Origin of the sequence: Bacillus sp. LJBS06, assembly GCF_016924995.1 — a bacterium.
Taxonomy (GTDB): domain Bacteria; phylum Bacillota; class Bacilli; order Bacillales; family Bacillaceae; genus Bacillus; species Bacillus stercoris.
Map to the genome: position 1 here is coordinate 705,543 of NZ_CP070483.1, position 22,041 is coordinate 727,583.

General features: G+C 47.4%; 19 protein-coding genes. 16 read left to right on the plus strand and 3 right to left on the minus strand.

Annotated elements, in window-relative coordinates:
• Positions 1-7 precede the first annotated feature (7 nt).
• The 9 genes from purC to purD all read left to right on the plus strand — a co-directional run bounded on the left by purC (position 8) and on the right by purD (position 9,822).
• Positions 8-733: a phosphoribosylaminoimidazolesuccinocarboxamide synthase gene (gene purC / locus JQX68_RS03635; RefSeq protein ID WP_014663061.1), complete on the plus strand. Its 726-nt coding sequence runs from the start codon at positions 8-10 to the stop codon at positions 731-733.
• Complete coding sequence (purS, locus tag JQX68_RS03640; protein ID WP_003219409.1) at positions 726-980, plus strand: phosphoribosylformylglycinamidine synthase subunit PurS; 255 nt, start codon at positions 726-728, stop codon at positions 978-980. The genes purC and purS overlap by 8 nt, the downstream gene beginning before the upstream one ends.
• Entirely contained in the window at positions 977-1,660 is a 684-nt protein-coding gene (gene purQ, locus JQX68_RS03645) for a phosphoribosylformylglycinamidine synthase subunit PurQ (protein ID WP_014663062.1), read from the plus strand. Before purS ends, purQ begins: the two co-directional genes overlap by 4 nt.
• Positions 1,644-3,872 (plus strand): phosphoribosylformylglycinamidine synthase subunit PurL, encoded by a 2,229-nt coding sequence (gene purL / locus JQX68_RS03650; RefSeq protein ID WP_014663063.1) that lies wholly within the window; start codon positions 1,644-1,646, stop codon positions 3,870-3,872. The genes purQ and purL overlap by 17 nt, the downstream gene beginning before the upstream one ends.
• A complete protein-coding gene (gene purF, locus JQX68_RS03655; protein ID WP_003233947.1) occupies positions 3,848-5,278 on the plus strand; it encodes an amidophosphoribosyltransferase in 1,431 nt (476 codons plus the stop codon). The genes purL and purF overlap by 25 nt, the downstream gene beginning before the upstream one ends.
• A 100-nt stretch (positions 5,279-5,378) precedes the next feature.
• The gene (gene purM / locus JQX68_RS03660; RefSeq protein ID WP_014663064.1) at positions 5,379-6,419 is read left to right on the plus strand and encodes a phosphoribosylformylglycinamidine cyclo-ligase; all 1,041 of its coding nucleotides are present in this window, start codon (positions 5,379-5,381) and stop codon (positions 6,417-6,419) included.
• The gene (gene purN / locus JQX68_RS03665; protein WP_014663065.1) at positions 6,416-7,003 is read left to right on the plus strand and encodes a phosphoribosylglycinamide formyltransferase; all 588 of its coding nucleotides are present in this window, start codon (positions 6,416-6,418) and stop codon (positions 7,001-7,003) included. The genes purM and purN overlap by 4 nt, the downstream gene beginning before the upstream one ends.
• A complete protein-coding gene (gene purH / locus JQX68_RS03670) occupies positions 7,000-8,538 on the plus strand; it encodes a bifunctional phosphoribosylaminoimidazolecarboxamide formyltransferase/IMP cyclohydrolase (protein ID WP_147772993.1) in 1,539 nt (512 codons plus the stop codon). Before purN ends, purH begins: the two co-directional genes overlap by 4 nt.
• 15 nt (positions 8,539-8,553) lie before the next feature.
• Entirely contained in the window at positions 8,554-9,822 is a 1,269-nt protein-coding gene (gene purD, locus JQX68_RS03675) for a phosphoribosylamine--glycine ligase (protein WP_147772994.1), read from the plus strand.
• 37 nt (positions 9,823-9,859) lie between these two features.
• Here purD and JQX68_RS03680 read toward each other — a convergent pair whose 3' ends face one another.
• Entirely contained in the window at positions 9,860-10,282 is a 423-nt protein-coding gene (locus tag JQX68_RS03680) for an Lrp/AsnC family transcriptional regulator (protein WP_014479065.1), read from the minus strand.
• Between the two features lie 143 nt (positions 10,283-10,425).
• Here JQX68_RS03680 and JQX68_RS03685 point away from each other — a divergent pair, with 143 nt between their 5' ends.
• The gene (locus JQX68_RS03685; protein ID WP_147772995.1) at positions 10,426-11,700 is read left to right on the plus strand and encodes an APC family permease; all 1,275 of its coding nucleotides are present in this window, start codon (positions 10,426-10,428) and stop codon (positions 11,698-11,700) included.
• Positions 11,701-11,713: 13 nt separating this feature from the next.
• On the opposite strand, the gene JQX68_RS03690 is transcribed toward JQX68_RS03685, so the two are convergent.
• Positions 11,714-11,941, minus strand: coding sequence for a YgaP family membrane protein (locus JQX68_RS03690; RefSeq protein WP_040083954.1), 228 nt, complete (start codon positions 11,939-11,941; stop codon positions 11,714-11,716).
• A gap of 129 nt (positions 11,942-12,070) precedes the next feature.
• Between JQX68_RS03690 and JQX68_RS03695 the strand changes: the two genes are divergently transcribed.
• The 3 genes from JQX68_RS03695 to JQX68_RS03705 are packed head-to-tail and all read left to right on the plus strand — an operon-like array spanning position 12,071 to position 15,152.
• Positions 12,071-13,813 (plus strand): adenine deaminase, encoded by a 1,743-nt coding sequence (locus JQX68_RS03695; protein WP_147772996.1) that lies wholly within the window; start codon positions 12,071-12,073, stop codon positions 13,811-13,813.
• A 26-nt stretch (positions 13,814-13,839) separates the two neighbouring features.
• A complete protein-coding gene (locus JQX68_RS03700; protein ID WP_014663071.1) occupies positions 13,840-14,835 on the plus strand; it encodes a DUF3048 domain-containing protein in 996 nt (331 codons plus the stop codon).
• Between the two features lie 2 nt (positions 14,836-14,837).
• On the plus strand, positions 14,838-15,152 hold the full coding sequence (locus JQX68_RS03705; protein ID WP_003219429.1) for a YerC/YecD family TrpR-related protein: 315 nt from the start codon (positions 14,838-14,840) through the stop codon (positions 15,150-15,152).
• A gap of 37 nt (positions 15,153-15,189) precedes the next feature.
• On the opposite strand, the gene JQX68_RS03710 is transcribed toward JQX68_RS03705, so the two are convergent.
• Positions 15,190-16,767, minus strand: a complete 1,578-nt coding sequence (locus JQX68_RS03710) for an FMN-binding glutamate synthase family protein (protein ID WP_147772997.1) — start codon at positions 16,765-16,767, stop codon at positions 15,190-15,192.
• 265 nt (positions 16,768-17,032) lie between these two features.
• Here JQX68_RS03710 and pcrB point away from each other — a divergent pair, with 265 nt between their 5' ends.
• The 3 genes from pcrB to ligA all read left to right on the plus strand — a co-directional run bounded on the left by pcrB (position 17,033) and on the right by ligA (position 22,030).
• Positions 17,033-17,719: a heptaprenylglyceryl phosphate synthase gene (gene pcrB / locus JQX68_RS03715; protein ID WP_134975869.1), complete on the plus strand. Its 687-nt coding sequence runs from the start codon at positions 17,033-17,035 to the stop codon at positions 17,717-17,719.
• A 61-nt stretch (positions 17,720-17,780) separates the two neighbouring features.
• Positions 17,781-20,000, plus strand: coding sequence for a DNA helicase PcrA (gene pcrA, locus JQX68_RS03720; protein WP_040083947.1), 2,220 nt, complete (start codon positions 17,781-17,783; stop codon positions 19,998-20,000).
• 23 nt (positions 20,001-20,023) lie between these two features.
• Positions 20,024-22,030 carry an NAD-dependent DNA ligase LigA gene (gene ligA / locus JQX68_RS03725; RefSeq protein ID WP_147772998.1) on the plus strand — a complete coding sequence of 669 codons (2,007 nt, stop codon included), beginning with the start codon at positions 20,024-20,026 and terminating at the stop codon, positions 22,028-22,030.
• Positions 22,031-22,041 lie beyond the last annotated feature (11 nt).

Here is a 22,041-nt window from a genome sequence, read left to right on the forward strand (position 1 = left end):
GCCTTCCGTGAATATTGTGAAGAATGAACTTTTATATGAAGGAAAAGCAAAAAAGATCTACAAAACCGATGACGAAAACACGCTGTATGTTGTGTATAAAGACTCCGCCACTGCCTTTAACGGCGAGAAAAAAGCAGAAATCAGCGGAAAAGGACGCTTAAATAACGAGATTTCAAGCTTGATTTTCAAACATCTTCATACAAAGGGCATTAACAATCACTTTATCGAGCGCATTTCGGAAACGGAGCAGCTCATTCAAAAGGTAACGATCGTGCCGCTTGAAGTCGTCGTCAGAAATGTTGTGGCAGGAAGCATGTCCAAACGTCTCGGCATTCCAGAAGGCACGGAACTTGAACAGCCGATTATCGAGTTTTACTACAAGGATGACGCGCTGGGTGATCCGCTCATCACAGAAGATCATATTTGGCTTTTGAAGGCGGCGACTCCTGAGCAGGTAGAGACCATTAAGTCCATTACAAAAACAGTAAATGAAGAGCTTCAAAGCATTTTCGACGATTGTCATGTCAGATTAATAGATTTCAAGCTTGAATTCGGTTTAGATGCAGAAGGGCAAGTGCTTTTGGCGGATGAAATTTCTCCTGACACATGCCGCTTGTGGGATAAAGAAACGAACGAAAAGCTGGACAAAGATTTATTCAGACGCAATCTGGGAAGCTTAACCGACGCATACGAAGAGATTTTCAAAAGACTGGGAGGCATTCATCATGTATAAAGTAAAAGTTTATGTCAGCTTAAAAGAAAGTGTACTAGATCCACAAGGGAGCGCTGTCCAGCATGCTTTGCACAGTATGACTTACAACGAAGTTCAAGATGTGCGCATCGGGAAATACATGGAGCTTACCATTGAAAAATCTGACCGTGATCTTGACGTGCTGGTGAAAGAAATGTGCGAAAAACTTCTTGCAAATACAGTGATTGAAGATTACAGATATGAAGTTGAGGAGGTAGTCGCACAGTGAAATTTGCGGTGATTGTGTTACCTGGCTCCAACTGTGATATCGATATGTATCATGCTGTAAAGGATGAGCTCGGCCATGAAGTGGAATACGTCTGGCATGAGGAAACAAGTCTTGACGGCTTCGACGGCGTGTTAATTCCGGGAGGATTTTCTTACGGCGATTACTTAAGATGCGGCGCCATCGCCCGATTTGCGAATATTATGCCAGCTGTCAAACAGGCGGCGGCTGAAGGAAAACCCGTTCTTGGCGTCTGCAACGGATTCCAGATTTTACAGGAGCTTGGGCTTCTGCCAGGCGCAATGAGACGCAACAAAGATTTGAAGTTCATTTGCCGTCCGGTTGAATTGATTGTGCAGAACGACGAAACATTATTCACAGCTTCCTACGAAAAGGGACAATCGATTACAATCCCGGTTGCCCATGGTGAAGGGAATTTCTACTGTGATGACGAGACGCTTGCTTCATTAAAGGAAAACAATCAAATTGCTTTCACATACGGCTCTAATATTAATGGAAGTGTCAGCGACATTGCCGGTGTCGTGAATGAGAAAGGCAATGTATTAGGCATGATGCCTCACCCTGAACGCGCGGTCGATGAACTGCTTGGAAGCGCCGACGGTCTTAAATTGTTCCAGTCTATCGTGAAAAATTGGAGGGAAACTCATGTCACTACTGCTTGAACCAAGTAAAGAACAAATAAAAGAAGAGAAACTATATCAGCAAATGGGTGTCAGTGATGATGAGTTTGCATTGATAGAATCCATTCTTGGAAGATTGCCGAACTACACTGAAATCGGAATTTTTTCTGTCATGTGGTCTGAGCATTGCAGCTACAAAAACTCAAAGCCGATTTTGCGTAAATTCCCGACAAGCGGCGAGCGTGTGCTGCAGGGGCCGGGGGAAGGCGCCGGAATCGTTGATATCGGTGATAACCAAGCGGTTGTCTTCAAAATTGAATCACATAACCACCCATCAGCTCTAGAGCCTTACCAAGGCGCTGCGACTGGCGTAGGCGGAATTATCCGTGACGTATTCTCGATGGGTGCCCGTCCAATCGCTGTATTGAACTCTCTTCGATTTGGTGAACTGACTTCACCGCGAGTGAAGTACTTGTTTGAAGAAGTAGTAGCGGGTATCGCCGGATACGGCAACTGTATCGGCATCCCGACAGTCGGCGGAGAGGTGCAGTTTGACAGCAGCTATGAAGGAAATCCGCTTGTCAATGCTATGTGCGTCGGTTTAATCAATCATGAAGACATCAAAAAAGGCCAGGCGAAGGGTGTCGGCAATACCGTAATGTACGTAGGAGCGAAAACAGGGCGTGACGGAATCCACGGCGCTACGTTTGCTTCTGAAGAGATGTCAGACTCATCTGAAGAAAAGCGTTCTGCTGTCCAAGTCGGCGATCCGTTTATGGAGAAGCTTTTGCTTGAAGCATGTCTGGAAGTCATCCAATGCGACGCCTTAGTCGGCATTCAGGATATGGGAGCTGCCGGTTTAACAAGCTCAAGTGCAGAAATGGCAAGTAAAGCCGGCTCTGGTATTGAAATGAACCTTGACCTGATTCCTCAGCGCGAAACAGGCATGAGCGCGTATGAAATGATGCTTTCTGAATCACAGGAACGGATGCTTTTGGTCATCGAGCGCGGACGTGAGCAAGAAATCATCGATATTTTTGATAAGTACGATCTTGAAGCGGTTTCTGTCGGACGTGTGACAGATGATAAAATGCTTCGCCTGACACACAAAGGAGAGGTTGTGTGCGAGCTGCCTGTTGATGCCTTGGCAGAAGAAGCACCGGTTTACCATAAACCTTCTCAAGAGCCTGCTTACTATCGCGAGTTTTTGGAAACGGACGTTCCTGCCCCGCAAATTGAAGATGCGAATGAAACGCTGAAGGCGCTTCTTCAGCAGCCGACGATTGCGAGCAAAGAGTGGGTTTACGACCAGTATGACTACATGGTGCGCACGAATACAGTTGTCGCTCCCGGGTCTGATGCTGGTGTTCTCAGAATCCGCGGAACGAAAAAAGCGCTGGCGATGACGACAGACTGTAACGCGCGTTATCTCTATCTTGATCCTGAAGTCGGCGGGAAAATTGCTGTTGCTGAAGCGGCACGCAATATCATTTGCTCAGGCGCAGAACCGCTTGCAGTCACGGATAACCTTAACTTCGGAAATCCGGAGAAGCCGGAAATCTTCTGGCAGATCGAAAAAGCGGCTGACGGCATCAGCGAGGCGTGCAATGTTCTCAGCACACCGGTTATTGGCGGAAACGTATCACTTTATAACGAATCAAACGGTACAGCGATCTACCCGACACCTGTTATTGGCATGGTCGGCTTAATTGAAGATACAGCACACATTACTACACAGCATTTCAAACAAGCGGGCGATCTTGTGTACGTGATTGGCGAAACAAAACCAGAGTTTGCCGGAAGCGAGCTGCAAAAAATGACAGAAGGCCGCATTTACGGCAAAGCGCCGCAAATCAATCTTGATGTCGAACTGTCACGCCAAAGAGCACTGCTTGAAGCGATTAAAAAAGGCTTCGTTCAATCTGCGCATGATGTGTCTGAAGGCGGCCTAGGCGTAGCGATTGCGGAAAGTGTCATGACGACGGAAAACCTTGGCGCTAACGTAACTGTAGAAGGGGAAGCAGCGTTATTATTCTCTGAATCTCAATCCCGTTTCGTTGTTTCAGTGAAAAAAGAACACCAAGCAGCGTTTGAAGCAGCTGTAAAAGATGCGGTTCATATTGGTGAGGTAACGGCTGACGGAATTCTGGCGATTCAAAACCAAGACGGACAACAAATGATTCATGCGCAAACGAAAGAGCTTGAACGCGCATGGAAAGGAGCTATCCCATGCTTGCTGAAATCAAAGGCTTAAATGAAGAATGCGGCGTATTTGGGATTTGGGGGCATGAAGAAGCCCCGCAGATCACATATTACGGTCTCCATAGCCTTCAGCACCGAGGACAGGAAGGTGCGGGCATCGTAGCGACTGATGGTGAAAAACTGACGGCGCACAAAGGCCAAGGGCTGATCACTGAAGTATTTCAAAATGGCGAACTCAGCAAAGTAAAGGGAAAAGGCGCTATCGGGCACGTTCGGTACGCAACGGCTGGAGGCGGCGGATACGAAAATGTACAGCCGCTCCTCTTCCGTTCCCAAAACAACGGCAGCCTGGCGCTTGCTCATAACGGAAACCTTGTCAACGCCACTCAGCTGAAGCAGCAGCTCGAAAATCAAGGGAGCATTTTTCAAACCTCTTCGGATACAGAGGTTTTGGCCCATCTGATCAAAAGAAGCGGCCACTTCACACTGAAGGATCAAATTAAAAACTCGCTTTCCATGCTGAAAGGCGCCTACGCGTTTCTGATCATGACAGAGACCGAAATGATTGTCGCGCTTGACCCGAACGGGCTTAGACCGCTGTCGATCGGCATGATGGGCGACGCTTATGTGGTCGCATCGGAAACATGCGCATTTGATGTTGTCGGCGCAACGTACCTTCGTGAGGTAGAACCGGGTGAGATGCTGATCATCAATGATGAAGGCATGAAATCAGAGCGTTTTTCCATGAATATCAACCGTTCTATTTGCAGCATGGAGTACATTTATTTCTCCAGACCAGACAGCAATATTGACGGTATTAATGTGCACAGTGCCCGTAAAAACCTTGGGAAAATGCTGGCTCAGGAATCCGCAGTTGAAGCTGACGTCGTAACCGGGGTTCCAGATTCCAGTATTTCAGCGGCAATCGGCTATGCAGAGGCAACAGGCATTCCGTATGAGCTCGGCTTAATCAAAAACCGGTATGTTGGCAGAACGTTTATTCAGCCGTCCCAGGCTCTGCGTGAGCAAGGCGTCAGAATGAAGCTGTCTGCGGTGCGCGGGGTTGTAGAAGGCAAACGCGTCGTGATGGTGGATGATTCGATCGTACGCGGAACAACTAGCCGCCGGATTGTCACGATGCTGAGAGAAGCGGGTGCGACAGAGGTGCATGTGAAAATCAGTTCACCGCCGATCGCTCATCCGTGCTTTTATGGCATTGACACTTCCACACATGAAGAACTGATCGCGTCTTCGCATTCTGTTGAAGAAATCCGTCAGGAAATCGGAGCCGATACCCTCTCATTTTTGAGTGTGGAAGGGCTGCTGAAAGGCATCGGCAGAAAATACGATGACTCGAATTGCGGACAGTGTCTCGCTTGCTTTACAGGAAAATATCCGACTGAAATTTACCAGGATACAGTGCTTCCTCATGTGAAAGAAGCAGTATTAACCAAATAAAACTTGAAAATGACATAAAGGCAGCGCAGTTCGGCTGCCTTTCTCTTTCTGCCCTCTTTAGGGGAGATATTTTGAAAAGCGCCTTAAAGGAGTGAATAGGATGTCTGAAGCATATAAAAACGCAGGGGTTGACATCGAAGCCGGATATGAAGCTGTAAAACGAATGAAAAAACACGTGGAGCGCACGAAACGGCTTGGCGTTATGGGCAGCCTTGGCGGTTTTGGCGGCATGTTTGACCTGTCTGAGCTTTCTTATCAAAAGCCAGTTCTCATTTCGGGAACGGACGGTGTCGGCACAAAATTAAAGCTCGCTTTTTCCATGGATAAGCATGACACGATTGGCGTGGACGCTGTTGCGATGTGTGTCAATGACGTGCTGGCACAAGGTGCAGAGCCGCTGTTTTTCCTTGATTATTTAGCGGTTGGCAAAGCGGACCCTGTGAAAATTGAACAGATTGTACAAGGTGTGGCGGACGGCTGTGAGCAGTCAGGTTCAGCCTTAGTCGGCGGCGAGACGGCTGAAATGCCGGGGCTCTATACAGCTGATGAATACGATATTGCCGGTTTCTCAGTCGGAGTGGCAGAAAAGGACGAAATCGTGACTGGAGAAAACATCCAAGAGGGCCATCTCTTGATCGGCCTCAGCTCCAGCGGCCTTCACAGCAACGGATTTTCCCTTGTCAGAAAAGTGCTTCTGGATGATGCGGAGCTGGATCTTGATACAACATATGAACCGTTTGAACGCCCGCTTGGCGAGGAGTTGCTTGAACCGACAAGAATTTACGTGAAGCCTGTGCTTGCCGCAGTCAAAAGCGGAAAAATTGACGGCATGGCGCACGTCACAGGCGGAGGATTTATCGAAAATATCCCGCGCATGCTTCCAGAAGGCTTAAGTGCGGAAATCGATCACGGTTCATGGCCGATCCCGCCGATTTTCTCTTTCCTGCAAGAGTACGGCAAGCTGAAGGAAGAAGACATGTTCAACGTCTTTAATATGGGTATCGGTTTTGTTTTGGCTGTCAAAGAAGAGTATCTGACAGATGTGATCGGAACGCTTGAAAGCCATGGCGAAAAAGCCTATTTGATCGGGCGTGTGAAAAAAGGCCAAGGCGTCACATTTGGCGGTGCGGCACTTTCATGAAAAAGATAGCGGTATTTGCATCAGGAAACGGTTCAAACTTCGAAGCCATCGTCACGCGTTTGAAGGAGGAGAACTGGGATGCGTCAGTAGCGCTCCTCGTTTGCGACAAACCGCAGGCGAAAGTCATCGAACGGGCGGAAGCATTCCACATTCCATCCTTTGCATTTGAGCCGAAGTCTTATGAAAACAAGGCTGCATTTGAACAAGCCATTATTGAACAGCTTCGTCTTCACGAGGTTGAATTGATTGTTCTTGCCGGCTATATGAGGCTGATCGGTGATACGCTCCTTCAAGCATATGGAGGAAAAATCATTAATATTCACCCGTCGCTTCTTCCCGCGTTTCCTGGAATCGACGCAGTCGGACAGGCGTTCCGAGCGGGTGTGAAGGTGGCCGGAATCACCGTGCATTATGTCGATGAAGGAATGGATACAGGTCCGATCATCGCTCAAAAGGCAATCGAAATTGATGAACATGATACATTGGAAACAATCGAACAGCGAATTCACAAGCTTGAGCATAAATGGTATCCGAGTGTGATTAAACAGCTATTAGGATTAAATAACAGAGGTGAAAAGGCATGACCATTAAACGTGCATTAATCAGTGTTTCAGATAAAACAAATCTCGTTCCTTTCGTAAAAGAACTGACAGAGCTTGGCGTTGAAGTCATCTCCACAGGCGGAACGAAAAAGCTTCTTCAAGAAAACGGCGTGGATGTGATCGGAATTTCTGAAGTGACAGGCTTTCCTGAAATTATGGACGGTCGGTTAAAAACCCTTCACCCGAATATTCACGGCGGTCTTCTGGCGGTTCGCGGCAATGAAGAGCATATGGCGCAGATCAATGAACACGGGATACAGCCGATTGACCTCGTTGTCGTCAACCTCTATCCATTTAAAGAAACGATTTCTAAAGAAGACGTCACGTATGAAGAAGCGATTGAAAATATTGACATCGGCGGACCTGGCATGCTGCGTGCGGCATCAAAAAACCATCAGGATGTGACGGTTATCGTCGATCCGGCCGATTACAGCCCAGTGCTGAAGCAAATCAAAGAAGAAGGCAGCGTATCTCTTCAGAAAAAACGCGAACTGGCGGCAAAAGTATTCCGTCATACTGCGGCATATGATGCACTGATCGCTGACTATCTGACAGACGTTGTCGGTGAAAAAGAACCAGAGCAATTCACTGTAACATTTGAGAAAAAACAATCGCTTCGCTACGGAGAAAACCCGCATCAGGAAGCGACATTCTATCAAACAGCTCTTCCTGTTAAAGGTTCTATTGCGCAAGCAGAACAGCTTCACGGAAAAGAGCTTTCTTACAATAATATTAAAGACGCGGACGCGGCAGTTCAAATCGTTCGTGAATTCACTGAGCCGGCTGCGGTTGCTGTGAAGCATATGAATCCGTGCGGCGTAGGAACGGGAAAAACGATCGCCGAAGCGTTTGACAGAGCGTTTGAAGCGGATAAAACATCTATCTTCGGCGGCATTATCGCGCTGAACCGTGAAGTAGACAAGGTAACTGCAGAAGCGCTTCACAACATTTTCTTAGAAATCATCATTGCGCCTTCATTCAGCCAAGAAGCGCTTGACGTCCTGACTGCGAAGAAAAATCTTCGTCTGCTGACGCTTGACGTATCTGCTGCTGTTCAAAAGGAAAAACAGCTGACATCCGTTCAAGGCGGGCTGCTGATTCAAGATTTAGATATGCACGGCTTCGATGATGCGGAGATCAGCATTCCGACAAAAAGAGAGCCGAACGAGCAAGAGTGGGAGGACTTGAAGCTTGCTTGGAAAGTCGTGAAGCATGTGAAATCAAATGCGATCGTTCTCGCGAAGGACAACATGACAGTCGGCGTGGGAGCAGGCCAAATGAACCGTGTTGGATCAGCGAAAATCGCCATCGAGCAAGCAGGAGAAAAAGCGAAGGGCAGCGCGCTCGGCTCTGATGCATATTTCCCAATGCCGGATACTGTCGAAGAAGCGGCAAAAGCGGGCATTACAGCCATCATTCAGCCAGGCGGATCGATCCGTGATGAGGATTCCATCAAAAAAGCGGATGAATACGGCATTGCCATGGTCTTCACCGGCATCAGACACTTCAAACATTAAGGGGATGAAAACGACGTGAATGTATTAATTATCGGTAAAGGCGGAAGAGAGCATACGCTGGCATGGAAGGCAGCGCAAAGCAGCCTCGTCGAGAATGTATTTGCCGCTCCCGGAAATGACGGCATGGCAGCTTCCGCACAGCTTGTAAACATTGAGGAAAGCGACCACGCAGGGCTTGTCTCATTTGCAAAAGAAAATCAGGTCGCCCTGACCATTGTAGGCCCTGAGGTTCCTTTAATTGAAGGTCTGGTGGATGAATTCGAAAAAGCGGGCTTACGTGTGTTCGGCCCGTCAAAAGCCGCGGCGATCATCGAAGGAAGCAAACAGTTCGCTAAGGATTTAATGAAGAAATACGACATTCCGACCGCAGAATACGACACATTTACATCCTTTGAAGAGGCGAAGGCATATGTGCAGGAAAAAGGCGCTCCGATTGTGATAAAAGCAGATGGGCTTGCAGCTGGAAAAGGCGTTACTGTTGCTATGACAGAGGAAGAAGCAATCGCATGCCTGCATGATTTTCTTGAGGATGAAAAGTTCGGTGATGCGAGCGCGTCTGTTGTCATTGAAGAATATCTTTCTGGTGAAGAATTTTCTCTGATGGCCTTTGTCAAAGGGGAAAATGTGTATCCGATGGTGATTGCCCAGGATCACAAGCGTGCGTTTGACGGAGACAAAGGCCCGAATACGGGCGGAATGGGTGCTTACTCTCCAGTTCCGCAAATTTCGGAGGAAACGGTCCGCCATGCTGTAGAAACTATCGTCAAGCCGGCCGCCAAAGCAATGGTACAAGAAGGCCGTTCCTTTACTGGCGTTTTGTACGCTGGATTGATGCTTACTGAAAACGGCTCGAAGGTTATCGAATTTAATGCCCGCTTCGGCGATCCGGAAACACAGGTCGTGCTTCCGCGCATGGAATCTGATCTGGTACAGGTGCTTCTTGATCTTTTAGATGATAAGGAAGTTGATTTAAGATGGAAGGATACCGCGGCTGTAAGTGTTGTGCTTGCATCAGAAGGGTATCCGGAAAGCTACGCAAAAGGCACGCCGATCGGCAGCCTTGCAGCGGAAACCGAGCAGGTCGTGGTCTTCCATGCCGGAACGAAAGCAGAGGGCGGAGAGTTCGTTACAAACGGGGGCCGCGTCGCCAATGTGACGGCTTTTGATGAAACGTTTGAAGCGGCTAGAGAACGAGTGTACAAAGCGGTTGATGAAATATTCAAACCGGGACTCTTTTTCAGAAAAGATATTGGGGCACGCGCTTTAAAGGCTGCCCAAAAATAAGTGAGGAAAACCCGCAGATTAAGCTGCGGGTTTTTTGTTATAGAAAAGCGGGATGGCAGCTGGAAGAAGAAAGCACAACAAGCGTGGTTGGTTTTCCATGGGCCATCGAGGCGTCAATAAAATCCTCAAGCGTATGTACCGATTCTGTCACGACCTTTGTCACATAGCTGTACATACCCGTGATACGGTGGTTTTCTGCTACATCAGGATGCGATGTTGCAAAGGCGGCGTAGTGCTTGCAGCTTTTCGGCTCCATGAGAATAAAAGCGGTGACATGCTTGTTTAGTTTTTCGTAACAGATATTCGCGCTGTAGCCGGTAATCACTCCTTTGTCTTCAAGCTTCCTGACACGCTCCGCCGCGCTTGGCGAGCTGAGTCCGACAAGCTTTCCCAGCTCAACCATCGTTAATCTGCCATTTCGCTGCAAATGCGAGAGAATCTGAAGGTCTGTATCGTCCATTTGTCTGGCTCCTTTACATATTTAGGCGAATGAATGAAAATTCCTTTGATCATAAGGTAATGCTGTTGATTTAGCTTCATTGTAGCATATGGATGCCGTCTTATTTTTTCTATAATAAAGCCATCAATCAGAGAGGAGGCATCATGTTGCCAGAATTACAGCGTTCTATTACTTGGATACAAGGGACAGCGTTAACGATTGGAGCCGTTTTAGGCTGCGGGATATTAATTCTGCCGTCTGTAACAGCTGACGCAGCCGGTCCCGCTTCTTTATTTGTTTGGGTGTTAATGTCCTTCTTATCTTTTCTTCTTGTCGGCACGCTGGCCCGGCTTGTGAAAATAGCGCCCAGCGCGGGAGGAATCACGGCTTATGTGCAGCTGGCCTTTCAGAAAAAAGCCGGGGCTATTTTGGGCTGGATCATGTTAGGGTCCGTTCCGATCGGCGTTCCCATCATCGCTTTGACTGGAGCGCATTACGTCAGTTACGTCACAGAGGCGGCGGATTGGCAGGTTACATCGATTGCTGGTTGTATGCTGGCTATATCTATTTTGCTTCATATGAGAGGGATTCAACTATCCGCAAACATCAGTACACTCGTTATATGTGTCATCGTATTTCTGCTTGTCACTTCTATTGCTGTGTCATTGCCACACGTCACGATAGCAGAATTCAAGCCGTTTCTTCCGCATGGCTGGTCTGCCGCGGGATCTGTTTCAGTTATGATTTTTTTCTCTTTTGTAGGCTGGGAAATGATTACCCCGTTGGCTGAGGAATTTCATCGCCCTGAAAAAGATGTCCCGCTTAGCTTGTTTTTGGCAGCGTCTTGTGTGGCAGGGCTGTATATCATGCTGTCATTTGTGACGGTGGGGACTCATTCATATGGACAGAATGGAGAAATTGCATCGCTTGCCATGCTCATCTCAAAAGGAGCAGGAGAAAGCGGTGTATATGTCACGGTATGTTTAGCGCTCTTTATTACATTCGCCACCATACACGCCAATATTGCTGGTTTTTCAAGAATGGTGTACGCATTGGCGAGAGAGGGGCACATACCCGTATTTTTTGGAAAACTAAGTGCGACAAAACGTACGCCTATCCGTGTTTTGACCGCGATGGCCGCGGTGTTTGGCTTAGTGCTTGCAACCCATGGCCTGTTTCAAATCGATTTGACGACTCTGTTGAAAGGGCCGAGCGCGGCTTTCATCGCATCTTACATATGTACATTGGCGGCAGCACTGAAACTCCTGAGCTGGAGAGATTCGGGCTGGTGGATGGCGCTCGGGGCGTTTGTGGCGTGCGCAGTGATTTACTCATTCAGCGGCTGGGCGCTTCTTTATCCGGCAGTGCTGGCAGCTGCCGGATATTTCTATATGAAAACAAAGGGTGGGCATAAAAAAAAGCTCGATCACGTTTCGTGATCAAGCTTTTTCTTTATCCGTTTTGCTGGCCGTTATTTCCAGAATCGCTGTTTTGAAACATGTAGGTCACAGGACAGAATCGCAGGATTCCCGAACCCGCTTTCATGGCCCCCATAAAGATGTAAAAGAGATGCATTCTGCACCAAGGTTTTTTCGTAAACTTTGCGCTCGCGGCTGACATAATCGTCAATCCGCAGGCGATTCTGAAGACGGCATTGATGAGACTGATGTTTGGCTTCATGGAAATCCGCTCCTTTTTACTTGAAAAAGTTTTTTAATTGAACCTTCAAAAATTTGTAACGTTTTTATCGTGCGTGATGAGGAAGGATGTGATACCATGAGTCTAATACATATAAAGGAGAGTATGTGAATGTCCGAACGCACCTTTAACTGGAAAAACAAAGACATCAGGGCACAGGTTGATGTTGTAGACTCAAAGCTGCTTCCAACGCTCCTTTTACGGAATGCTCTCGTCTTAAATCCATATGTAAAACAATGGCTGAAAAAAAACATTTGGATTTATCAGGACCGCATTGTTTATGTGGGTCATGAACTTCCGAATAGAGCCGAAAAAATTCATACGATTGATTGTGAAGGAAAATACATTGTGCCAGGTTATATTGAACCGCACGCACATCCTTTTCAAATATATAATCCCCAAACACTGGCGGAATATGTGTCTCAATACGGAACCACTACATTTGTGAATGATAATTTATTTTTGCTTTTGCAAAGCGGAAAAAAGAAAGCGCTTACGATTTTGAATGAACTCAAAAAGCAGCCTGTCCAGTATTTCTGGTGGTCACGCTATGACCTCCAGACAGAGGTTTTGAACGAGGACCACGTTCTTCCGTTTGATGTCAGAAAACAGTGGATTGAACATCCGGATGTGATTCAAGGCGGAGAAATGACCGGATGGCCTCGCCTTGTAGATGGTGATGATTTAATGCTCCACTGCATGCAAGCTACAAAGAAACAAAGAAAACGCATTGAAGGGCATTTTCCCGGCGCTTCTGATAAAACGCTTACAAAAATGAAGCTGTTCGGAGCGGATTGCGATCATGAAGCGATGACAGGTGATGAAGTGATGAGAAGGCTGGAACTGGGCTATTATGTTTCCCTTCGGAACTCTTCCATTCGCCCTGATGTAAGAAAAATCTTGCAGGAGCTGCATGGAAAGGGCTTCTGCTATTATGACCACTTCTTTTACACGACAGACGGCGCGACGCCGAATTTCTATAAAGGCGGCATGACAAACGAGCTGATCCGCATTGCGTTAGAAGAAGGCGTACCTGCAATTGACGCCTACAATATGGCATCATTTAATATTGCGAAGTATTACCAAATGGATGATTATTTAGGAGTTGTCGGGCCTGGCAGACTGGCTTCGCTGAACATACTGGAAGACCCGCTAAATCCAAATCCCGTGACTGTTCTGTCAAAAGGGACCATCCTGAGAGAAGACGGCTGTGATTTGAAGGCGTTTACAAATATGGACTGGAACAAAGGCGGTCTTGTCCCGCTTGAGCTTTCATATGATATGACGATGGATGATTTGCAGTTTTCCATGCCGATGGGCGTGAAAATGCGGAATGCGGTCATTATGGAGCCGTATATGATTGAGATCGACAATTCGGTGGAACAGCTCTCATTTGACCATGATGAAAGTTATTTGACAATGCTTGATAAACATGGAAAATGGCGCGTCAACACAATGATAAAAGGCTTTGCCTCAAACGTGCAGGGATTTGTTAGCTCCTTTACGACGACTGGCGATATTGTCGCGATTGGTAAAAATAAAGCGGATATGCTGCTCGCTTTCGCCCGCATGAAAGAGATCGGGGGAGGAATCGTTCTGGCGGAAAACGGGAACATTCTGTATGAAATTCCGCTTTCGCTGTGCGGCTGCGCCTCTTCAGAAGCATATGAAGTCGTGCTTGAGAAGGAACAGAAGCTGAGAGATCTTTTGACAGAAAGAGGCTACAAATTTAGTGATCCCGTCTATACGCTGCTCTTTTTGCAAAGTACGCACCTTCCGTATATACGCATTACGCCGAGAGGAATCTTCGACGTCATGAAAAAAACTGTACTCTTTCCATCGATAATGCGTTAAAATATAAAAGAGCGGGGAGCCGACATATGAAAAAATGGATGACAGTTTGCGTGCTGTGTTTCGTGTTTTTTCTGCTTGTATCCTGCCAGCAGAAGGACGCTGTCCCGGATTCCGCAAAGAAGCCGAAAGCTCCTTTGACTGGACTGGAGATTGAACAGAAGGTGACTGAACGCCGGCCTGTTGCTGTTGTGGTGAACAATCATCCGAAGGCGAGGCCGCAGTCTGGACTGTCTAAAGCCGACATTGTCATAGAAGCGCTTGCAGAAGGGCAGATCACACGATTTCTGGCTATTTTCCAAAGCCAGATGCCTGAAACTGTCGGACCTGTGCGGAGCGCGCGGGAATATTTCGTCACTCTCAGCAATGGCTTTGACAGCATATTTGTCCATCACGGCTGGAGTCCCGGCGCCAAAGAGCAGCTAGAATCCGGAGCTGCCGATTATATAAACGGATTGGATTTTGACGGAAGCTTATTTTGGAGAGCTGATTTCAGCAAACCGCCCCATAATTCCTACACGTCTTATGATTACATAAAAAAGGCGGCGGAACAAAAGGGATATGAGCTTAAGCGGGAAACAAATCCGCTGCTGTTTCAAACATCAGAAGCAAAACCTGCAAATGAATCTTACAATGTTCGGGTAGATTATGGAACAAAAAACGTTACAAATCTTGTCGAATACAACTATGATAAAAAAGCTGAATCTTATACAAGAAGCTCTGATGGTGTCATAACGACAGACCGGGAAACCGGAAAGCCGGTTGCAATGCAAAATATTTTCATTGTTGAAGCCAGCCATCATATTATTGATCAAGATGGAAGGCGGGACATCGACTTGGAATCAGGGGGGAAAGGTCTGTTGTTTCAGCACGGAAACGTCATTGAAACAGACTGGAAACAAGTGAATGGCAGAATTGTGCCGATAAAAGACGGCAAATGGCTTCCGTTTGTGCCAGGAAAGACTTGGATCAATATCGTACCTGATCTTGATGCGGCTTCCATTAGTAAAGGAGAAGGTGTGTAACGATGCAAATCGATAAATTACGCGGCAAAGAGCTGGACCAGTTATTTAACTCGATCTTATCGCTGAAAGACCTGGAGGAATGTTACCGGTTCTTCGATGATCTATGCACAATTAACGAAATTCAATCGCTGGCTCAGCGCCTTGAAGTGGCGCGCATGCTTCGCGAAGGAAACACGTATCATAAGATTGAAACAGAAACAGGCGCTTCCACAGCTACGATTTCCCGTGTGAAACGCTGCTTAAATTACGGAAATGACGCTTATGAAATGGCGCTTGACCGTGTGAAGGAGACGGAAACTGAGTCTTCTTCTAAATAACAAAAAACCGCCCTGCCGTTTGGCAAGGGCGGTTTCTTTATGAAACAAATTGATGGATCAGGTTGTCGATATCGACAATGCTGCCATCCTCTTTTCGATAGACAACATGCTCCTTGGAAAAGTGAATCGGCGAATTGATTCCTGCTGCGGCTGCAAGGTTAAACAGCCCCTCGCGCAGTGAAATAACATAGTTGCAGACACGGTGCTGTTTTTCCTCAATGCTCAATGCTTTTTGCAATTTTGGATCTGTTGTCGCCACGCCTGCTGGACAGGTGTTGTTGTGGCAGACGAGAGCACGGATGCAGCCAACCGAAAACATCATGCCGCGTGCGATGTTGACAAAGTCAGCGCCGAGAGCTAAGGCGACCGCGATTTTATCAGGAGTCAGGAGCTTTCCGGAAGCAAAGATTTTCAGCTGTCTGCGCAACCCGTACTGTCTAAGAAGCGTGTCAACAATAGGGAGCGCTGTCATAATCGGAAGGCCGACTGTATCCGCGAGCTCGTAAAAGGAAGCTCCGGTACCGCCTTCACTTCCGTCGATCGTGATAAAATCCGGATGCTTTCCGCTTTTCTGCATATAAGAGAAAAGCTCATGCAATTCTTCAGGATGCCCTGCGACCAGTTTGATGCCGACTGGCTTTTGCCCGACATCCCTAAGTTTTTCAATAAAGTCGAGCATTTCAGGAGGGTTTGAGAATTCATAAAAGCGGTTGGGGCTGTCAATCGACTTTCCTGGCTCGACATTCCGAATGTCTGCCACTTCCTCTGATACTTTGGCGCCGTCCACGTGGCCGCCCCGGGTTTTTGCTCCTTGTGCCAGCTTTAGCTCAAACGCTTTAATCTGGTCAATTCTGCTTTTTCTTTTAAATTCCTCCCACGAAAATTCCCCATTTCTTTTGCGCACGCCGAATAGGCCCGGTCCGATTTGGCAAATGATATCGGCGCCGCCCTTTAAGTGATACTCAGACAATCCTCCCTCACCTGTATTCATCCAAGTGCCGCCTGCCTGATGGAGCCCTTTTGAGAGCGCCGTAATTGCCCGTTCTCCGAGGGAGCCGTAGCTCATTGCAGACTGGCCGACTAATCCCTTGACGTGAAATGGCTTCTCGCATGTATGCTCGCCAATCACCTGCACATCATCAGGATGAAGAAAATACGGATCTGCCTTGATGCGTTCGGCGTGTTCCTTGCGTTTGAAGAGATTGTTAGCATCCATTTTATAGATTTGGGTTTCAATTTTTGGCGTTTGATTTACGTGCATTTCTTCCCTTTGTTTTGGAAACATAGCGTTACGGATATAATAGCCGGGTTTATCAAAATCTCTTACAGATCCAAAGCCCATCATTCTGCTTTTGTATTTGCCAGAGATAACCGTTTGCTCATATTCCTTTCGTGAAAAAGGCTGCTCTTCATTGTCATTGCTATATAAATACTGTCTGAGCTCCGGCCCGATTTTTTCAAGGATATACCGAAACCTTCCGATGACGGGGTAGTTGCGAAGAATTGAGTGCTCCTGCTGTTTTTCATCCTTTATGTAGATCCAGGCAAATAAGACGATCGGGATAGCGATGATCCCGATGATAAATGCGATGAGTGCAATAATAATGGTTTCCATCTCTCAGCCTCCCTTTTTTATGTAACCATTTCCACAGTTGAACACTTTCCAAACAATAGCAGAGGGAATCTGGTGAAAAATGTGCGTTTTTGCAGAAACAAGACTCACTGCGCAGGTACGTCCGCCTGCTCTCTTTTTTTATGAAAAAAGAATCAAAACACCTTTTTCAGTGAATAACGAGATTAACGGCTTTTTCCGTTTTTCCGCGCTATGTGAATTTGTTATAATGTTTAAATGGTAACAAACGAATGGAGGAACGTATGACGTGTACGATGTAACAGAGTGGAAGCATGTCTTTAAACTCGATCCAAATAAAGATTTGCCTGACGAACAGCTGGAGATCCTTTGCGAATCAGGAACGGATGCGGTCATTATCGGAGGAAGCGATGGTGTGACAGAGGATAATGTCCTGCGGATGATGTCTAAGGTCAGACGGTTTTTAGTGCCGTGTGTGCTTGAGGTGTCAGCGATTGAAGCGATCGTTCCCGGCTTTGACTTATATTTTATTCCGAGTGTATTAAACAGCAAAAACACGGATTGGATTGTCGGAATGCACCAGAAAGCCATGAAGGAATATGGAGAACTGATGTCTATGGAAGAAATCGTGGCGGAAGGCTACTGCATCGCAAATCCAGATTGCAAAGCGGCGGCACTGACTGAAGCGGATGCCGAAATGAGTACTGACGATATTGTCGCTTATGCGCGTGTGTCAGAGCTGCTGCAGCTGCCGATTTTTTATTTAGAATACAGCGGCATGCTTGGAGACATAGAAGCTGTCAAGAAAACGAAGGCTGTATTGGAAACGTCCACCTTGTTTTATGGCGGCGGCATCAAGGATGCAGAAACGGCCAAACAGTATGCAGAGCATGCGGACGTGATCGTTGTAGGTAATGCGGTGTATGAAGATTTCGACAGGGCTTTGAAAACAGTAGCGGCTGTGAAAGGCGAGTAGTAAATTGTACGGATTTGGTTTATGATAGAACATATGTTTTGTATAGGCGGGTGAACAAATTTTGAATTATATTAGCAATCAATTACTAAGCGGTTTAAATCCCGTTCAGCAGGAAGCAGTCAAAACAACGGACGGGCCTCTTTTGCTGATGGCGGGAGCGGGAAGCGGAAAGACGCGTGTCCTGACACACAGAATTGCTTATTTAATGGCAGAAAAACATGTGGCGCCGTGGAACATTCTGGCGATCACATTTACCAATAAAGCGGCACGCGAAATGAAAGAACGTGTGGAAAGCATCCTCGGGCCCGGCGCGGACGATATCTGGATTTCCACATTCCACAGCATGTGCGTGCGGATCTTGCGCAGAGATATCGACCGGATTGGGATTAACCGAAATTTCTCCATCCTTGATACGGCGGACCAGCTTTCAGTGATCAAGGGGATTTTGAAGGAGCGCAATCTTGATCCGAAGAAATTTGACCCGAGAAGCATCCTTGGCACGATCAGCAGTGCGAAAAACGAATTAACCGAACCGGAGGAATTCTCTAAGGTTGCCGGCGGCTACTACGATCAGGTGGTCAGCGACGTATATGCTGATTATCAGAAGAAGCTTTTGAAAAACCAGTCGCTCGATTTCGACGATTTAATTATGACGACGATTAAACTGTTTGACAGAGTGCCTGAAGTGCTTGAATTTTATCAGCGCAAATTCCAGTACATCCACGTTGATGAGTATCAGGATACGAACAGGGCGCAATACATGCTCGTTAAGCAGCTTGCCGAGCGTTTCCAGAACCTTTGCGTTGTCGGGGACTCTGATCAGTCGATCTACAGATGGCGCGGCGCGGATATCACCAACATTCTTTCATTTGAAAAAGATTATCCGAATGCAAGCGTGATTTTGCTAGAACAAAACTATCGTTCAACGAAACGGATTTTGCGCGCGGCTAACGAGGTCATCAAAAATAACTCTAACCGCAAACCGAAAAATTTGTGGACGGAAAACGATGAAGGCATCAAGATTTCTTATTATCGCGGTGATAATGAGTTCGGTGAAGGACAGTTTGTGGCCGGCAAAATTCATCAGCTTCACAGTTCAGGCAAGCGGAAGCTGTCGGATATTGCCATTTTATACCGGACAAACGCGCAGTCCCGTGTGATTGAGGAAACGCTTCTCAAAGCGGGCTTGAACTATAACATTGTCGGCGGCACAAAGTTCTATGACAGAAAAGAAATTAAAGACATTCTTGCGTACCTGCGCCTCGTATCCAATCCGGATGACGATATCAGTTTCACGCGCATTGTCAATGTGCCAAAGCGCGGAGTTGGCGCGACATCACTTGAGAAAATCGCTTCGTATGCGGCCATAAACGGTTTGTCATTTTTCCAAGCGATTCAGCAGGTTGATTTTATCGGCGTCAGTGCCAAAGCAGCCAACGCGCTTGACAGCTTCAGACAGATGATTGAGAACCTGACCAATATGCAGGATTACTTATCCATTACGGAGCTGACAGAAGAAATTCTTGATAAGACCGAATACAGAGAAATGCTGAAGGCTGAGAAATCGATCGAAGCCCAAAGCCGTTTAGAAAACATCGACGAGTTCCTGTCTGTTACGAAAAACTTTGAACAGAAAAGTGAGGACAAGACACTCGTTGCGTTCCTGACAGACTTGGCGCTGATTGCAGATATCGATCAGCTCGACCAGAAGGAGGAAGAGTCAGGCGGCAAGGATGCAATCACCTTGATGACACTGCACGCCGCAAAAGGGCTGGAGTTCCCGGTTGTTTTCTTGATGGGGCTTGAAGAAGGCGTCTTCCCGCACAGCCGTTCATTAATGGAGGAAGCGGAAATGGAAGAAGAACGCCGCCTTGCTTACGTTGGGATAACAAGGGCGGAGCAGGAGCTCTATCTGACCAACGCCAAAATGCGCACCTTGTTTGGCCGAACGAATATGAACCCGGAATCTCGCTTTATTGCTGAAATACCGGATGATTTATTGGAAAACCTAAATGAGAAAAAAGAAACGAGAGCGCCGTCTGCAAGAAAAATGCAGCCGAGACGCGGCCCTGTTTCACGTCCGGTATCCTACGCCAGCAAAACAGGCGGCGACACCTTGAACTGGGCAGTCGGAGATAAGGCGGGCCATAAAAAATGGGGAACAGGAACTGTCGTCAGTGTGAAAGGCGAAGGAGAAGGGACGGAGCTCGATATTGCCTTCCCGAGTCCTGTCGGCGTGAAACGCCTGTTAGCAGCATTTGCTCCTATTGAAAAGCAGTAATTGAAGAGGAAAGGAAGAAGCAGATGGACAAAGAAACAGCCAAGCAGCGGGCAGACGAACTGCGCCGCACCATCAACAAGTATAGCTATGAATATTACACCCTAGATGAACCGAGCGTCCCTGATGCCGAATACGACAGATTGATGCAGGAGCTGATTGCGATCGAGGAGGAGCATCCAGACCTCAGAACGCCTGACTCTCCTACGCAGCGCGTCGGCGGAGCCGTGCTTGAAGCGTTTCAAAAGGTCACCCACGGCACACCAATGCTCAGTCTGGGCAACGCCTTTAATGCCGATGATCTCCGTGATTTCGACCGCCGTGTGCGCCAAGCCGTCGGTGACGATGTGGCGTATAATGTGGAGCTGAAAATAGACGGTCTTGCTGTTTCTCTCCGTTATGAAGACGGCTATTTTGTCAGAGGAGCCACCCGAGGTGACGGAACGACGGGAGAGGACATTACGGAGAATCTGAAGACGATTCGCAATATCCCCCTCAAAATGAACCGTGAGCTGTCGATCGAAGTGCGCGGCGAGGCGTATATGCCGAAGCGTTCGTTTGAAGCACTCAATGAGGAACGAATTAAAAATGAAGAAGAACCGTTCGCTAATCCGCGAAATGCCGCGGCAGGATCACTTAGACAGCTTGATCCGAAAATTGCAGCGAAACGAAACCTCGATATCTTCGTCTACAGTATAGCGGAGCTTGACGAGATGGGTGTGGAGACGCAAAGCCAAGGGCTTGATTTTCTCGACGAACTCGGATTTAAAACGAATCAGGAACGAAAAAAATGCGGCGACATAGAAGAAGTCATTACGCTGATCGATGAGCTTCAGGCGAAGCGCGCTGACCTGCCGTACGAAATAGACGGCATTGTCATTAAAGTCGATTCTCTCGATCAGCAGGAGGAGCTCGGTTTTACGGCGAAAAGCCCGCGCTGGGCCATCGCGTATAAGTTTCCTGCTGAAGAGGTCGTGACGAAGCTTCTCGATATCGAATTAAATGTCGGCAGAACGGGTGTGATCACGCCGACCGCGATTCTTGAGCCGGTAAAAGTTGCCGGCACAACGGTCTCAAGAGCATCCCTTCATAACGAAGATTTAATTAAAGAGAAGGACATTCGGATTTTGGATAAGGTCGTCATCAAAAAAGCGGGCGATATCATTCCGGAAGTCGTGAACGTCCTCGTTGAACAGCGCACAGGAGAAGAAAAGGAATTCAGCATGCCGACGGAATGTCCTGAATGCGGCAGTGAGCTCGTCCGGATCGAAGGAGAAGTGGCGCTTCGCTGCATTAACCCTGAATGTCCGGCGCAAATCCGGGAAGGGCTGATCCATTTCGTTTCCCGCAATGCCATGAACATTGACGGGCTCGGCGAACGAGTGATCACACAGCTGTTTAAGGAAAACCTTGTCCGCAATGTGGCAGATTTATATAAGCTGACGAAGGAACAAGTCATCCAGCTCGAACGCATGGGTGAAAAGTCCACTGAAAACCTGATCAGCTCCATCCAAAAATCAAAAGAAAATTCGTTAGAGCGCCTGCTGTTTGGGCTTGGCATCCGCTTTATCGGATCAAAGGCTGCAAAGACGCTCGCCATGCAGTTTGAAAGCTTGGAGAACCTGAAAAAAGCCTCTAAAGACGAACTTCTCGCGGTTGATGAAATCGGTGAGAAAATGGCTGACGCGGTCATCACCTATTTTCATAAAGAAGAAATGCTTGAACTCTTGAATGAACTTCAGGAGCTGGGCGTAAACACGCTCTACAAAGGCCCGAAAAAAGTAAAGGCAGAGGACAGTGATTCTTACTTTGCCGGTAAAACAATTGTTCTGACAGGAAAGCTGGAAGAGCTGTCAAGAAACGAAGCCAAAGCGCAAATCGAAGCGCTGGGCGGAAAAATGACGGGAAGCGTCAGCAAAAACACAGACTTGGTCATCGCCGGAGAAGCGGCGGGAAGCAAGCTGACAAAAGCACAAGAGCTGAACATTGAAGTGTGGAATGAAGAACAGTTAATGGAAGAGCTAAAGAAATAAGAGGAGTGTTT